This window comes from Paludibaculum fermentans (genome assembly GCF_051172195.1).
GTDB lineage: Bacteria > Acidobacteriota > Terriglobia > Bryobacterales > Bryobacteraceae > Paludibaculum > Paludibaculum fermentans_A.
In genome coordinates, this window is sequence record NZ_JBPJAQ010000001.1 from 4,891,632 (window position 1) to 4,906,964 (window position 15,333).

General features: G+C 61.2%; 12 protein-coding genes. 11 read left to right on the forward strand and 1 reads right to left on the reverse strand.

The window, feature by feature from the left end; translation table 11 throughout:
• The first annotated feature begins 27 nt into the window (after positions 1 to 27).
• From ACR9Y2_RS19770 to ACR9Y2_RS19785, 4 genes are all read left to right on the forward strand, one after another.
• Positions 28 to 1,875 (forward strand): serine hydrolase, encoded by a 1,848-nt coding sequence (locus ACR9Y2_RS19770; protein WP_435043339.1) that lies wholly within the window; start codon positions 28 to 30, stop codon positions 1,873 to 1,875.
• A 156-nt stretch (positions 1,876 to 2,031) separates the two neighbouring features.
• Positions 2,032 to 4,791, forward strand: a complete 2,760-nt coding sequence (locus ACR9Y2_RS19775) for a TonB-dependent receptor domain-containing protein (protein WP_435044886.1) — start codon at positions 2,032 to 2,034, stop codon at positions 4,789 to 4,791.
• Positions 4,792 to 4,823: 32 nt separating this feature from the next.
• Complete coding sequence (locus ACR9Y2_RS19780; protein WP_435043340.1) at positions 4,824 to 6,650, forward strand: hypothetical protein; 1,827 nt, start codon at positions 4,824 to 4,826, stop codon at positions 6,648 to 6,650.
• A 54-nt stretch (positions 6,651 to 6,704) separates the two neighbouring features.
• The gene (locus ACR9Y2_RS19785; RefSeq protein ID WP_435043341.1) at positions 6,705 to 7,166 is read left to right on the forward strand and encodes a hypothetical protein; all 462 of its coding nucleotides are present in this window, start codon (positions 6,705 to 6,707) and stop codon (positions 7,164 to 7,166) included.
• Here the strand turns inward: ACR9Y2_RS19785 and ACR9Y2_RS19790 are convergent.
• Positions 7,163 to 8,179, reverse strand: a complete 1,017-nt coding sequence (locus ACR9Y2_RS19790; RefSeq protein ID WP_435043342.1) for a VWA domain-containing protein — start codon at positions 8,177 to 8,179, stop codon at positions 7,163 to 7,165. The two genes, ACR9Y2_RS19785 and ACR9Y2_RS19790, sit on opposite strands and share 4 nt — an antisense overlap.
• 59 nt (positions 8,180 to 8,238) lie before the next feature.
• On the opposite strand from ACR9Y2_RS19790, the gene ACR9Y2_RS19795 reads away from it, so the two are divergent.
• From ACR9Y2_RS19795 to ACR9Y2_RS19825, 7 genes are all read left to right on the forward strand, one after another.
• A complete protein-coding gene (locus tag ACR9Y2_RS19795) occupies positions 8,239 to 8,844 on the forward strand; it encodes a DNA-3-methyladenine glycosylase family protein (RefSeq protein ID WP_435043343.1) in 606 nt (201 codons plus the stop codon).
• A 246-nt stretch (positions 8,845 to 9,090) separates the two neighbouring features.
• Positions 9,091 to 9,759: a glycine cleavage system protein H gene (locus ACR9Y2_RS19800; protein ID WP_435043345.1), complete on the forward strand. Its 669-nt coding sequence runs from the start codon at positions 9,091 to 9,093 to the stop codon at positions 9,757 to 9,759.
• 78 nt (positions 9,760 to 9,837) lie between these two features.
• Positions 9,838 to 10,581: a 4Fe-4S dicluster domain-containing protein gene (locus ACR9Y2_RS19805; protein WP_435043346.1), complete on the forward strand. Its 744-nt coding sequence runs from the start codon at positions 9,838 to 9,840 to the stop codon at positions 10,579 to 10,581.
• Positions 10,578 to 11,756 (forward strand): NrfD/PsrC family molybdoenzyme membrane anchor subunit, encoded by a 1,179-nt coding sequence (gene nrfD / locus ACR9Y2_RS19810; protein ID WP_435043347.1) that lies wholly within the window; start codon positions 10,578 to 10,580, stop codon positions 11,754 to 11,756. Before ACR9Y2_RS19805 ends, nrfD begins: the two co-directional genes overlap by 4 nt.
• A gap of 6 nt (positions 11,757 to 11,762) precedes the next feature.
• The gene (locus tag ACR9Y2_RS19815) at positions 11,763 to 13,439 is read left to right on the forward strand and encodes a sensor histidine kinase (RefSeq protein WP_435043349.1); all 1,677 of its coding nucleotides are present in this window, start codon (positions 11,763 to 11,765) and stop codon (positions 13,437 to 13,439) included.
• The gene (locus tag ACR9Y2_RS19820; RefSeq protein WP_435043350.1) at positions 13,436 to 14,788 is read left to right on the forward strand and encodes a sigma-54-dependent transcriptional regulator; all 1,353 of its coding nucleotides are present in this window, start codon (positions 13,436 to 13,438) and stop codon (positions 14,786 to 14,788) included. Before ACR9Y2_RS19815 ends, ACR9Y2_RS19820 begins: the two co-directional genes overlap by 4 nt.
• Entirely contained in the window at positions 14,785 to 15,333 is a 549-nt protein-coding gene (locus ACR9Y2_RS19825) for an archaemetzincin family Zn-dependent metalloprotease (RefSeq protein WP_435043351.1), read from the forward strand. Before ACR9Y2_RS19820 ends, ACR9Y2_RS19825 begins: the two co-directional genes overlap by 4 nt.

Genomic DNA, 15,333 nt, shown 5'->3' on the forward strand with positions numbered 1-15,333 from the left:
GTAAGTCCTCCGGAGGGGGCTTACCGTATGTCTATTCCTGAATTCGTGGCCTACCACGGGAAATCCAGCGCGGAGCATCAAAAACAGTTCGACAAACTGTCGCCCGCCGGGTTTCGTATCATCTCGCTGAGTGTCTATGGAGATCCGGATTCCGCCAGCTACGCCGCCGTCTGGGTGAAGCAATCGGGACCTGCATGGGCCGCGATCCACAACATGGACGCCACTGCCTACCAAAAGGCGTTTGACGACTGGACGAAGAAGGGTTACCTGCCTCGAATCCTGTCGGTAACGGGTTCGGGTTCCGATCTGAAATTCGCCGGGACGTTTGAGAAAGGCAAAGCGCCGGTTTGGTTGTGCAAGTTCGGATTGACGGACGGCGGCGACACGCTGCCGGGCTCGTTGGCCTTCTTCCATAAGTGGGCGATTCAGAACAACTGCATCCCGATTTCCGTGTCGATTTACGGCTCCGGGTCGGATCGCCGCTATGCCGCTGTGTGGATGCCGAACGACAACCGCGTGATGTGGGGCTGGCGTGGCGCGGAGACTTCGGACGGCTACCAGCAGTGGTTCAACGCCTTCACGCAGATTCCCTTCCGCCCCGACTACGTGGCTGTCTCGGACAACAAACTCTACTGTTCCATTTTTCGCGGCGACGGCATAGGCGACTGGCAGGGGCGCCACAATATGACCTCGGCCGGATACCAGGCTGAGTTCGACAAGCTGACCAAGCAGGGTTATCTGCCCATCCGCGTACAGGGCGGAGGTTCCGGCGGCGGAACCCGTTATGCGGCGCTGTTCACGAAGCAGGTGCTGCCTGACGCGCGGGTTTGGACGGCGACTGGAGCAGCCAGCGCTAAGCTGGTGAAGTTCGACAATGCGATCAAGGCCTTCATGCAGTCGAACGGCGTGCGCTCCGGGCAATTCGCCATTGGGCGAGCGGGCAAGGTGGTGTACGCGCGCGGCTACACCTGGGCCGAGCCGGGTTGGATGATCACCCAGCCCACGAGCATGATGCGGCTGGCGAGCATCAGCAAAGCGTTCGCCTGCGCCGGCATCCAGGCCTGTTACGACAAGAAGATCCTGAAGAAGACCGACAAGATCTTCCCGTTGCTGGGCATCACTTCGAAGGCCCTCTCGTCGCAGACACCGAATGCAAAGATCGACACCATCACCATCCAGAACCTGATCGATCATGCCGGCGGTTGGGACAGCACAATGGGATTTGACGCTGTCTTCAGCATGCGCAAGATCGCCCTCGATCTCGGGCTCAACGGGCCCGTGAGCAAGCGCGACATCGCCCGCTATATGTATGGGGAGCCGCTGCAGTTCGCGCCCGGATCGAAGACGCAGTACTCCAATCTCGGTTACCTGTTGATGGGCCTGGCGATCGAGAAGGTGAGCGGCCAGGGGTTTCTGGACTTTGTGAAGAAGGAGGTGCTGACGGCTGAGGGCCTCAACGATGAAGTCTTTGTTTCGCTCACCCGCCGCGACCAGAAGCGGGCCGACGAGATGCCATGTGATGACCCCGGCCTGGGGCTGCCGGCGCAGGATCCGCAATCGAGCCTGCTGGCGCCTTATTGCTATGGCGGTGAAGGCTGGATGTCGGAACGCATGGACTCGGGCGGAGGGCTGTGTTCCAGTGCCTCGGCGCTGGTCCGCTTCATCAGCAGGCACGCGGCCTGGGGTGTTGGCGGACGCGCGGCCGGGTCAGCCCGGTCTGGCGGCATGGCCGGTGTGTCGAGCCTGATGGTGTCGCGCGGCGATGGTGTGGACTATGCGTATATCTTCAATACGCGCAAATTCCCGGCCGGTCCGCTGACCTCGTTCGACACGCAGTTGAGCGGGCTGTTCGACACCGTGACCATTCCGGCGTAGTCGGGAGAACTGGCTCCGGAGGTCCATATTTACTGGTCGACGGAGCCAGTCTCGTATTCATGAATCTGAAACCATCGTCACCCAACATTCACTCATTCTTCGTCTGATTTACACCTCTCTTTCGCATCCTGAACAGGTGGCTTGGGCCACTCTGTGATGCTCCGGATATACAACTTTTCCACCGCCGTCCTAATTCTCTTCAGCTTCAACTCGTGGGGCCAGACACAAAAAGGCACCGTCTCCGGGACGGTTTTCGACGCCCAGACTTCCCGGCCCATCGTGGGAGTCAAAGTGTACCTGGACGGCCAGACCGGCGACGGTCTCACCACGGGCACTGACGGCACCTACCGCCTGGAACTCTCGCCCGGCAAGTACACGTTGAAGTTCACCAGCGAACAGTACCTGGACGTCACGCTTACCGACGTGAACATCAAGGGCGGCGATTCTGTGGATGGCTCGACCATCATGACTTCCAGGGGCATGACGACCACCGTGGAAGTCTCAGAAAGCATCAGTGCTGTCACCGCCACGGCCGAGGCGATGCTCTCAGAGCGCAAACTGGCGGCCCAGGTGAGCGATTCCATCTCCAACGAGGAGATGAAGAAGTCCACAGCCTCCGATGCCGCGCGCGCCCTGGAGAAGGTCACCGGCGTCTCTGTCGTCGAAGGCGGCTATGTGTACGTCCGCGGCCTGGGTGAGCGCTACTCCGCCACCATGCTCAACAACGCCATGGTGCCCACCACGGAGGCCGAGCGCCGCGTCGTTCCGCTGGACCTGTTTCCGGCCGCGATGATCGACAACATCAAGATCCTCAAGACTTATACGCCGGACCTGCCGGGCGAGTTCTCGGGCGGTCTGGTGCAGATGACAACGGTGGAGTTTCCGACGCAGAAGATGCTGCAGGTCAGCATGAGCATGGGGTTCAACGACCGCACGACGTTCGGCCGGTTTGCGAGTTATCCGGGCGGCTCGTTGGATCAGTTTGGATTCGATGACGGCACGCGCAACCTGCCTTCGGCCATTCCCACAAGCCGCCGCGTGTCCATCGGCAGCGACAGCCGGCAGCAGTTGGCCGACTACGCCAAAGCCTTCTCGAACAACTGGCAGCCTGTTTACGCGGACTCGGTGCGGCCTTCGCAGACTTACAGCGTGGTGGGCGGCGGCACCTTCGGCCGGTTCGGCCTGGTGGCCGCATTAACGTTCACCAACAAGCCGCAGTATCAGCAGGAACAGCAAACGTACTACCGGCGTGTCGGGGTGGGTGGGACCATAGCGCCCTACAGCGACTATCCGGAATTCAACCAGTACAATCAGATGGCCCGGCTGGGTGGCGTGCTGAATGCGGCCGTCAAGCTGACACCCAATCACAAACTGCTGTTTCGCAATACGATCACCCGCGACAGCGACAAGGAAGCACGCGAATTTTCGGGGTTTGACAACAATCAGGGCGGCATCATTCAGTCGCAGCGCCTGCGCTGGGTGGAGCGGAAGCTGGTTTCCACAGGACTGGAGGGCGACCACGCGCTGCCGAAACTCCGCGACCTGTTGTTCAAGTGGCAGTTCACTTATTCGCAGTCGGGCCGCGACGAACCTGACATGCGCGAGGTCCTGCGGTCGCAGCAGGAGGACGGGCGTTTCGCGTATCTCAACATCGGCAACTCCGGACAGCGCTTCTTCGACAAGTTCACGGACCGGATCTATGAACCGCAGGCCGAACTCAGCCAGCCGTTCTTCAAGGGCAAATTGACGGGCATCTGGAAGGTGGGCTTCCGCGCCACCATGCGCTCCCGAGACTTCGACGCCCGCCGCTTCCGCTTCCAGTTGCAGAATCCGCAGCAGGTGAATGTATACGCCGATTCGAACGAACTGTTCGGTACGGCGAATCTGCGGCCGGGCGCCTTTGAACTGCGCGAGGAGTCGCGCGGTACAGACCGCTACACGGCCGACATGAAGGTCTATGGCGGCTATGGCCTGGTGGACTTCGGCATTGGCCCGCGCTGGCGTTTCGTGACCGGCGTGCGCATTGAGGATGCCGATATCAACGTCGTGACCCGCGATCCCTTCCTGCCCGGCACACCCTATGTCGCCAATTTGTACAATCGCGATCCGCTGCCCTCGTTCAACGCCATCTACTCCCTGACGCCCCGGCAGAATCTGCGCTTCACCTACAGCCAGACCGTGTCGCGGCCCGATTTCCGCGAGCTCTCGCCTTTCGAGTTCACGAATGTGCAGGGCGGTTTCAACGTTGCCGGCAATCCCAATCTGCGGCGCGCCAAGATCAACAACTTCGACGCGCGGTGGGAGTGGTTTACAGGCGGCAACCAACTGATTGCCGCCAGCTTCTTCGTGAAGGACTTCACAGACCCGATCGAAAGTACGGTGCAGCCCACGACGGACCTGCGGTCGTCGTTTCTCAACGCGAAGAGCGCCGTCAATCGCGGCGTGGAACTGGAGATGCGTAAGGGCCTGAGTTCGTTACACCGCGGACTGCGGGACTGGAATGTCCAGGCCAACTTAACCTTCGTCGATTCCACGGTGACTATCCGGCCCGAAGACCAGGGCGTTCTCACCTCGCTCAGCCGTCCGCTGGCCGGGCAGTCGCGCTACATCTTCAATGTCATCACCGAGTGGACAAAGCCGAAGCTGCGCTCGCAGGCGCGATTCTATCTGAACAGCGTATCGCGGCGGCTGTCCGACGTGGGTGCCATCGGTCTGCCGGATATCTACCAGGAACGAAATGTGTTCCTTGATTTTGTCTACCAGTATTCGCTACTGGAAAGCGGCAAGGCGTCCATCCGCTTCAATGCCGAGAACCTCGGCGACAACAAATACCGCTGGACGCAGGCAAGTCTACCCACCCGTCAATACCAGACCGGCCGCACGTATACGGTCGGTTTGACTTACTCCATCTTTTAGTTTTTGTGACACGAAAGGAAGAGCAGCACTCTATGTTGAAACGATCACTCCTCATGCTCACCGCCTCGGCGGTCGCACTGCAGGCGGGCAGCCTCGATAGCTTTACCCGGATCGACCGCTCCGCAGCTGCACAGATGGCAGCCTCCACGGCCAGCCCTTCGGCTGCCGCCGTGGAACACTCCAATGTGACCATGTACATCTGGGCCGACAAGTACGTCTACCAGCCTGGCGAAGCGCTCACGCTGAAGATGACGGTCCAGACCAACGATCCCTATCCTTACACGATTGTGGTTTTCCGCCAGAACAACCAGACCGGTAAGAAGACGTTCATCGGGCCCGGCAAGGAAAGCGATGCGCCCATCGACATCTACGGCCGCACCGCGGACGAAGGCTACCAGCCCGTGCGCGTGGCCGACAAGACCCGTGAAGTGGTGATCGGCAGCGGCGGCTGGCTGAACAGCTCCGCGTGGACTATCCCGTCCGAACTCGGCATGCACACGCTGGTCGTGCAATTGCGCGACTATACCGGCGGCCGGGTTTTGAAGGCTGCCTACTTCAAAATCGGCGTGGTGGACAGCTTTGTGGACGTTGGCGGTGTAATCGGCCAGGACACCACCTGGGTGAATACCAAGGCCTATCGCATCCAGTCCCTCACCCGCGTGGAGAATGCCGTTCTGACGATCCAACCCGGCACATTCGTCATCGGGATGCCCCGCACGGACGATCCCACCGCGCTGATCATCACCAACAGTGCCACGATCAATGCCCAGGGCACGCGTTCGCGCCCCATCATCATGACGAGCTCGCAAGCCTTCGGCAATCGCGGCCGCGAGGATTGGGGCGGTCTCGTGATGCTAGGCAAGGCGAAGATCAACGTCACCGGCGGCACCAACTTCATTGAAGGTCTCGACAACCGCCCCTACCTGCAGTACGGCGGCACCGATGACACGCACTCCTGCGGCACGCTGGCCTATGTGCGCGTGGAATACGCCGGTTCTGTCTTCACGACAAATAACGAAATCAACTCCTTCACCTGGGGCGGCTGCGGCAGCAAGACCGTGGCGCACCACCTGCAGGCGATCTACGGCAAGGACGACACCTTTGAATGGTTCGGCGGAAACAGCGACCTGAAGTACGCCGTCGGCGCGTTCAACGCCGACGACTACCTCGACTGGCAGCTCGGCTGGCGTGGGCGCGTTCAGTACCTGGTTGGCATGCAGCACCCCGGTACAGGCCTCGGCAACCGCGGCATTGAAGCCGATAACAGCGAGTTCGGCGTTACCGACCAGCCCTACTCCAATCCGCAGATCTGGAACCTGACCTTCGTGGGACCAGGCGTGTCCGCCCAGGACGAGAACACCGGCGACGGCTCCCCGGGGCTGTACCTGCGCCGCGGTACCCGAGGCTCGATCAACAACGCTGTCGTGACCAACTTCGGCTACCCCGCCCTCATGCTGCCCGACGCCGCCACCATGGGCGAACTCACCGCCGGCAACCTGGTCCTCAATGGGCTGCTGATGTGGAACAACAATCGGCTCAATCTGGCGCTGCCCAACACGGTGGAAGCCCAGGTGGCGCAGAAGCCGGCCGGTACGGATATCGCAACCTACGCGGCCGATCCAACCCGCAACTTCGTGGCCGCCGATCCGCAACTCCGTCGTCCCCTGGTCTACAGCGACCCGGACCTGCGTCCAGCCCTTGGCTCGCCCGCGCTGCAACTGCGCTGGAACGCCCCGCCGGATGACGGCTTCTTCGATCAATGGGCCAACTTCTGCGGCGCCTTCGACGGCGACAACGATTGGATGGAAGAATGGACGAGCTTCATCCGCGACCAGGACATCGCGCCGGTCGTCCAGTAACGCCAGACGTCGATTCAGAAGGGCCCGGGCAGCCGCCTGGGCCCTCTTTTCCATATGAAACCACTCATCGCACTTCTAGGATTGACCCTCTGCGCCGCGACGCCCGGCGAAATCGTGGCTCCGGCGTCAAAATGCGACTTCGGAGGCCGCACCGGGGTCCAGGCGCACCTCGGGAAACTCGACAAGTCTACCGTGATCACCAATTGGGTGAAGGCCGTTGACGTCCCATTCTGGTCCGTCGAGGTGCCGCGCATCGGCCGGTACTCAGTCGAAGTGATTTATGCCGCTTCGCAGGCCAGCGCCGGAGTCCGATACACCGTAACCCTGCAGGGATACAGCACTGGCATGACGAAGGGAGTCGTCGAGGCGACGAAGCGCGGGAAGCTGCAGTTGTTCCAGATTGGCGACATGGAACTCGAGCCCGGCCGCCACCGCCTGTTCGTCCAACCGGAAAACAAGGCCGGACAGCCGGCCATGATGCTGGAGCAGGTCCGTCTCCGCTGGATCGGTAACTAACGCTTCACCGGCTTCGCATCGCCTTCATCGGGAGCGTAGTAACCCTTCCTGACCTGGACCTTCTGGTCCTTGTTCCTGGAGCGGATCTCCACCTTGCGGAAGGTTCCGTCCTTGGCCTGGTTGCTGGCGACGTAGCCGACCGCGTACTGGCTGCGCATCTCGGCCTGGATCATGTTGTAGATGTCCTCCAGCCGGTTCCGTCGGTCCACCCGGAACACGCGCCCGCCAGTCTCTTCCGCCATGCGGCGCATGGGGCCTTCGCCCGACGAGCCACCGAAGGCCATGGAAGTGTAGCGGGGATCCTCGAACATGACCGAATAGATGATGGCGTCGGAACGCTGCGCCTCTTCGATCGCCTTTTCAATCTTGACGCGGCTACCCACGTCGTTGCCGTCGGTGATCACGATGAGTGCTTTGCGGCCCACTTCGCTGCGCAGTTTGTCTTTCGCAGCCAGCCATACGGCTTCATACAGGACGGTACCGCGGCCGCTGCCGGGTAGGGGAGAGCCGGTCGGGGACATGCCGCTGACCCCGGCGTTCAGCCGCAGGCCGGCCAAGCCTTGCCGCAGCAACCCTGGCGAGTTCGTAAAATCCTGCAGCAGTTCACTGTCCACTCCGAAGCTGATGATGAAGGCTTCGTCCTTCTTGCGGAGCACCTGGGCCAGGAACTTGTACGAGGCGCTGCGCTCTTCTTCGATCAGCGCCCCCTGGCTGCCGCTGACATCCACCAGCAGTCCAATGGTGAGCGGCAGGTCGGTTTCGCGCGTGAAGAATTTGATTTCCTGGGGTTTGCCATCTTCGATGACTTCCAGGTCTTCCTTGGCCAGGTTGGCGATGTAGGCGCCTTTCTTATCCCGCACGCTGAAGAACACGTTCACGAGGTCGACGTCTACCTTGATCACGGGCCCCAGATCTTCTTCGGCGGGTTTGGGCGGTTGCGGAGTGGGCGGAGCCTGGGCGTTCAGGCAGGGGAGCAGTGCGATTGCGGCCATCCAGCGCAATGTCGTCGTCATTGACTTCACCATGACATACTGAGGATGCGCGCGGCGAGCACCGTGTTACAACTCTTCCTATGAGGCAGGCAGTCGAGCACCTGAGTGCGGCGGATCCGAGGTTGGCCGGCTGGATCGAACTGGTTGGTCCCTGCCAGATTGCATTCCATCCGCCGGAGTTCTCCACACTGGCCCGCTCCATCGTTTTCCAGCAGTTGAGCGGCAAAGCCGCCGCCACCATCTACGGCCGGCTGGAACTCGCAATGGGGCCGGGTGGTGTCCGGCCGGAAGGTATCCTTACTGTGCAGCCGGAGGAGATGCGGCCGTTGGGCCTTTCCGGCCAGAAGGCCAAGTACCTGAGATCGCTGGCGGAAAAGACGCTCGACGGCACCATTAACTTCGCCCAGCTGCCCTCGATGTCCGATGATGAGGTGATCGCGCACCTCACGTCGGCGAAGGGCGTGGGGGTCTGGACGGCCCAGATGTTTCTGATGTTCGCGCTCCGGCGGCCCGATGTCCTCCCCCTGGGCGACCTGGGGATCCGCAATGCGATGCAGAGGCTATACGGGCTGAGGACGCCGCCGAAGCCTGAGCGGATGACCCGGATTGCCCGTCCGTGGCGCCCTTATGCCACGTATGCCTGTTGGTATCTGTGGCGGGGGCTGGATGGCACCGCAAATCTGTAGAGTCCTTCTACAGGTGCCGTTGGATTCTCCCACGTGGTCCTAAACTACCTCTTATCAGTGCTTTACGGCTCTTAAAATCGAAAAGAGAGATTCGGGTGTTGAAATACTCAACATGCACGACTCTTGGCGGTTTTAGTAAGTCTATTCGTTTCAAGCGCTTGACGGGAATTTGAGTTTGGTCCTCCAACTGCCATATAGAAAGTGTCCGGCCAAGCCGGGCAGAGAAGCAAAAGAGGATAAAACATCATGACCGTCCTACTCGTTATCGTAACCTTCGCAGTGTTCATCGCTGTTGACATGATTCTGAACCGCAAGCGCGTTCCGGCCCTCGCCATGGCTGAGGAGCCCCAAGCCGCTGCCGCCCCGGTAAACGACGAGATCCTGAGCGGATTCCGCGTCCCCGCCACCCTTCGTTATCACGCCGGCCATACCTGGCTGCATCGGGAACGGAAAAACGTGCATCGCGTGGGCGCTGATGAGTTTGCCGCCATCCTGGCTGGTCCCGTGGACCGTATCGAATTGCCGAAGCCGGGTCATTGGGTTCGCCAGGGCCAGAAGGTGATTTCGCTGTATCGCGGGGAAGAGAAGATCGAAATGATCTCGCCTGTGGAAGGTGAAGTAGTGGAAGTGAACGCCGAACTGGCGAACAACCCGGCACTGCTGCGCGAAGATCCCTACGGCCAGGGCTGGCTGATGTCCGTGTTTGCTCCCGACGAAGAAGGCCCGACCCGCAACCTGCTGCCCGCCAACCTGCTCTCGTCCTGGATGCAGGAAGCCGCTGAAGGTTTCTTCGGATTGCAGCCGCAGCTTGCTGGAGTCACCGCGGCTGACGGCGGCCGTCCGTCGAAAGACGCCACAGCTGAGCTGCCCGTGGATGTTTGGCACAAGGCCGCGAAACAGTACCTCTTGAGTTAAGCTCGCTTCATTGTAGAAAAATAGAACAATAGACCCGAAAATCTGATATAGAATCAGATAGAGCACCAAGAGGACCAGATGTCCAAGGCCATCCTTTACGACAGCACACTCTGCGTCGGATGTCGGCAGTGCGAAGAAGCCTGTTCGACCCGCTGGAAGCTGCCGTACAACGAGAAAATCGCAGCCGAGGAGAAGATCTCTTCCCACAAGCTGACGACGATTCGCACCTTTGGGGAGAAGTTTTCCCGGAAGCTCTGCATGCACTGTCAGGATCCGGCGTGCGCTTCGGTTTGCCCCGTCGCGGCGTTGCAGAAAACCGCAGCCGGTCCGGTTGTGTACGACGAGGACCGCTGCATGGGTTGCCGTTACTGTATGGTGGCGTGCCCGTTCCAGGTGCCCACCTACGAATGGGAAGCGAGGCTGCCCAAGGTTCGCAAGTGCGACATGTGCAGCGACCGCGTACCTGGCGGCGGGGTTACCCGCTGCAGTGAAGCCTGCGGGTATGGCGCAACCATCACCGGTAACCGGGACGAACTGATCGCCGAGGCGCGGAAGCGGATCGCTGACAAACCCAAGGACTACTATCCGAAGATCTACGGAGTGGAGGAGGTGGGCGGAACCTCGGTTCTCATCCTTTCCTCCGTGCCGTTCGACCAGATCGGATACAACACGAAGGTCATCAAGTCGGCGCTGCCCGCCCTGACGTGGAATGCCCTGCAGCATGTGCCTGATGTAGTGGTGATGGGCTCGGTTCTGATGGGCGGTATCCACTGGATCTCCCACCGGAAGGAAGAAGTGGCGCGCAAGGAAGGACGGTCATGACAAACGCCTTGCGCACATACTTCTGGCGTACTTCGTTCGCCGTCATCATGCTGGTGGCGCTCTACGCCACCTTCGTGCGGTTCTATTACGGCCTGGGCGCCTCCACGAACCTGAGCGATGAGTTCCCGTGGGGCATCTGGGTCGGTTTTGACGTCCTGTGCGGAGTTGGCCTGGCGGCCGGCGGCTTCACACTGGCCGCCATTGTCCACATCTTCAACCTCAAGGACTATAAGGCTGTTGTCCGGCCCGCGATCCTCACTGCGTTCCTCGGCTACCTGCTGGTCACCGTGGCGCTGATGTTCGACCTGGGCCGGCCTTACCGTGTCTGGCACCCGCTGATCATGTGGAATCCGCGGTCGGTGATGTTCGAAGTGGGGTGGTGCGTGACTCTGTACACCTCCGTCCTGTTCCTCGAATTCCTGCCGATGGTGCTCGAGAAACTCGGCCTGGTCAAAGCGCACAAGGTGCTCAAGAATGTGATGCTCCCGATTATCATCCTGGGCGTCATCCTTTCTACGCTCCACCAGAGTTCGCTGGGCAGCGTCTTCCTGATCCTCCCCACGAAGCTCCACCCGCTGTGGTACTCGCCCCTGCTGCCGGTCCTGTTCTACGTTTCGGCCATCGCCACCGGCTTGGCCATGACGATCTTCGAATCCTGGCATAGCTCCAAGGCGTTCGGCCGCCAGTTGGAGTTCCCGCTGATCCAGCGCCTGACCCGTGTCCTGGCTGTGGTCATCGGCGTATACCTGACGATGCGCTTCCTGGATCTTTATCATCGCGGCGCTTTGTCGACCCTGAACAATCCGGGCTGGGAGCGCTGGCTTTTCGGCTTGGAAATCGTACTGATGGCCGTGCCCATGCTGATGTTCTTCCGTGAACGGACCCGCGAGAACCCGCAGGCGATCTACGTCGGCACGGTACTCTTCCTGCTGGGCTTTGTCACACACCGGCTGAACGTCAGCGTGACGGGCCTGGAAGCATCATCCGGAGTCCATTACGTGCCCAAGTGGACCGAGATTTCGGTCACCCTGGCCATGGTCGCCTTTGGATTCTTTGTGTTCCGAATGGCGGCGCACTACCTGCCGGTATTCGAAGCCGAGGAACATAAGCCAGTGCCTGACGTACCCGTGCTGGAAGACCGCGCCTACGCGCATTCACTCGCCCGGGGAGACTGAGACCGTTTGACTCAGCACGCCATCCAGCTACCCCGCTTTGGTCTTGCAGCCAAACTGGCGGGGTGTCTGCTGGCCGCCGTAATTGTCTGTTTTAGCCTCTTTGCCTATGTACTCCAGCGCCTCGAGCAGAAACATCTCGAGGCGCTGGTGTCGCTTTCCGCTGAACGAATCTCCGATGTAGTCCATTCCTCCGCCTGGCAGGCGATGCTCCACAACGACCGCGAGATGCTCTACTCCATGATTCGCGACATTGGCCGCGAACCGGGCATCCGCAAGCTCCGCATCATCAATGAGGAAGGGCAGGTACGCCACTCCACCGATCCCAAAGAGATTGGAAGCATGGTGGATAAGGGCGCCGAGAGCTGTTATGCCTGTCACGCGCAATCGCGTCCGCTGACGAAACTCGCCCGCCACGACCGTGCGCGCATCTTCACCGGCGCCGACGGCCGGCGGACCCTTGCCGTCATCCGCCCCATTGAAAACAGCCCCGATTGTTCGAATGCCGCGTGCCACGCACACCCGGCCGAGCGCCGCATCCTGGGTGTGATTGACGCGCACCTGGCGCTGGATGCCGTGGATGCCCAGCTTGCCGAACACCGCACGCAGGCCTACGGCTTCACAATCGCCACGGCGATCTTCGCCTGCCTGATGTCGATCGGCTTCGTGTGGTGGTTTGTCCACCGCCCCATGCGCGAGATGATGGCCGGCACGATGAAACTGGCGCAGGGCGATCTTGGCCACCGCATCGGGGTTCACACCAGCGACGAGATGGGCGTGCTGGCCGCTTCGTTCAACGAAATGGCAACGGAGCTGGAGGAAGCGCATTCCGAGCTCACCCGGTGGGCGCATACCCTCGAGACGCGGGTACAGCAGAAGACCGCAGAACTCGAAACCGCGCACAGGGGCCTCATCCATACCGAGAAGATGGCCTCGCTGGGCCGCCTCGCCGCCACCGTGGCCCATGAGGTCAACAATCCGCTTTTCGGCATGCTCACCTACGCCCGGCTGACCATCAAGGATCTGCGGAAACCGGAGCTGGACGAACCCACGCGCCAGCGCATGACCGAGAGTCTGCAGGTGATCGAGCGCGAGAGCCGCCGCTGCGGCGACCTGATGAAGAACCTGCTGGCTTTCGCCAGACAGAGCCCGCCCCAGCGTGCTCCGGTGCAGGTGAATATGGTGGTCGAGCGCGCCGTCACCCTCATCGCCCACCAACTCGACCTCGCCCAGACCGTGCTTATCCGGGAGCTGAGCCCCACCTTGCCCGAAGTGCAGTGCGACGCCGGTCAGATCCAGCAGGTGCTGATCGTGCTCATCGTGAACGCTTCCGAGGCCCTGGGCAAAGGCGGCGAGATTCGCGTGATTACCGAGGCCGCGCCGGCCGGGCAGGGTATTGTGCTGCGCGTGAAGGACAATGGACCCGGCATCCCGGCCACGATTCAACAGCAGATCTTTGAGCCCTTCTTCAGCACGAAGGACAACCAGCATCGCACCGGACTGGGCCTGGCTGTCGCCAAAGGCATTGTGGAGCGCCATGGCGGGACGCTGGCGGTGCAGTCGCCGCCCGGACAGGGCGCCGAGTTCATCGTGCACCTGCCGCTGTGTGCTCCAGCGGAGACGCCTGGCAATCCGGCCGCCGCGGTCCGGGCAGCCGATCCAACATCGCAAGGAACGAATGTATGAATAGCGGGAAACTTCTCATCGTCGACGACGACATCGTCGTGCGTGATTCCCTGGGGAAGTGGTTTGAGAGCGAAGGGTTCGACGTCACAATAGCTCCAGGCGCTCCCGCCGCGCTGGAGATCCTCAGCCGCGACCGCTTCGACCTGGCCCTGGTCGACATCAAAATGCCAGGGGTGGACGGTATCGAACTGCAGGCCCGGCTGAAGGAGATCGACCAGGACATGCCGGTCGTCATCATGACGGGGTATGCCTCGGTCGAGACGGCTGTTCGCGCCCTCAAGAACGGCGCTTACGACTACATCACCAAGCCGTTTGACCCGGATGAGCTGGTGCACCTGGTCTCGAACGCGATCTCGCACCGTACGGCCACCCGGGAAGTCGTCCGCCTGCGGGAGAACCTGAAGCAGATCTTCCCGGACACCCAGCTCATCGGCCAGAGCTCGGCCATGAAGCGCGTCATGGAACTGGTGGAGACCGTCGCGCCCACCGATGCCACCGTCCTCATCACGGGCGAAAGCGGCACCGGAAAGGAAGTGGTGGCCCGCTCCATCCATGCCGCCAGCCCGCGCCGATTCAATCCGCTGGTGGTGATCCACTGCGGAGCCCTCACTGAGTCGCTGCTGGAAAGCGAACTCTTCGGTCACGAACGCGGAGCTTTCACCGGCGCCCAGGCCCGCAAGAAGGGCAAGTTCGAGGTGGCCGATGGCGGCACTGTGTTCCTGGACGAGATTTCGGACATCAGCCTGCACGTCCAGACCGACCTGCTGCGCGTGCTGCAGCAGAAGGAGATTGTTCGCGTGGGCGACACGCAGCAGATCAAGGTCGACTTCCGCGCCGTCGCCGCCACCAACAAGAGCCTCGAGCAACTGGTGGAAGAACGCCTCTTCCGGCCCGACCTCTACTACCGCCTGAACGTGTTCGCCATCGACATTCCGCCGCTGCGGGCGCGGCGCGAGGACATCCCGCTATTGGCTGACCATTTCCTGCAGAAGTTTTCCGGCCAGATGAACCGGCCGCTGCAGCGGGTTTCGCCCCGTGCGCTGGAAGTGCTGATGGATTACAACTGGCCCGGCAACGTCCGGGAGATGGAAAATGCGATTGAGCGTGCCATGTTGATCAATCGCGAAACCGAGTTGAGGCCCGAGGACTTCCCCTTCCAATCGCACCCTTCGCTGCTCAGCGGCGCCGTCGGCCAGCGGCTGGAGGATATGGAAAAGACCCACATCGAGAAGATGCTGCAGGAGACGAGCTGGAACCTCTCCAAGACAGCGCGGATTCTCGATATTGACCGCACCACGCTTTATAACAAGATCAAGCGTTATGGATTGAGGGATTCCGCGCCCAAGTGATCTCCGCCATCCACCTCGTCCCGCTGTCCCTGGCGAGCGGCGAGGGGTTGCCGCCCCTTTCGGTTCTCGATCGCCTGTCCGCTGCCGTCGCCCGCTCCTTCGCGGTCTCCTGCCGCGTCGAGACCCAGCCCATGAACATTGACTATGCCTTCGATGGTTACCGTATGCAGGCTTGGTCTACGCCCATTTTGGCGCAACTCCAGCAGCGCAAACCGCCCGCGAACACCGTCGTACTGGGCGTCACCGCGCTGGATCTTTACGTGCCGGTTCTGACCTTCGTGTTTGGCGAGGCGCAATTGGCGGGACCGGCAGCGATTGTGTCCACTCACCGGCTGCGTGACGAGTATTACGGCCTCCCGCCCAGGGAAGAGGCGGTTTCCCAGCGCCTCTTCAAGGAGCTACTGCATGAGGTCGGTCATACCCAGGGGTTGCGGCACTGCACCGATTGGCGTTGTGTGATGTCGTCGGCCCACAGCGTCGAACGAATTGATATTCGCCAGGCGGCCTACTGCCAGCCTTGTGCCGATGCCTTTAGCCGCGGATGA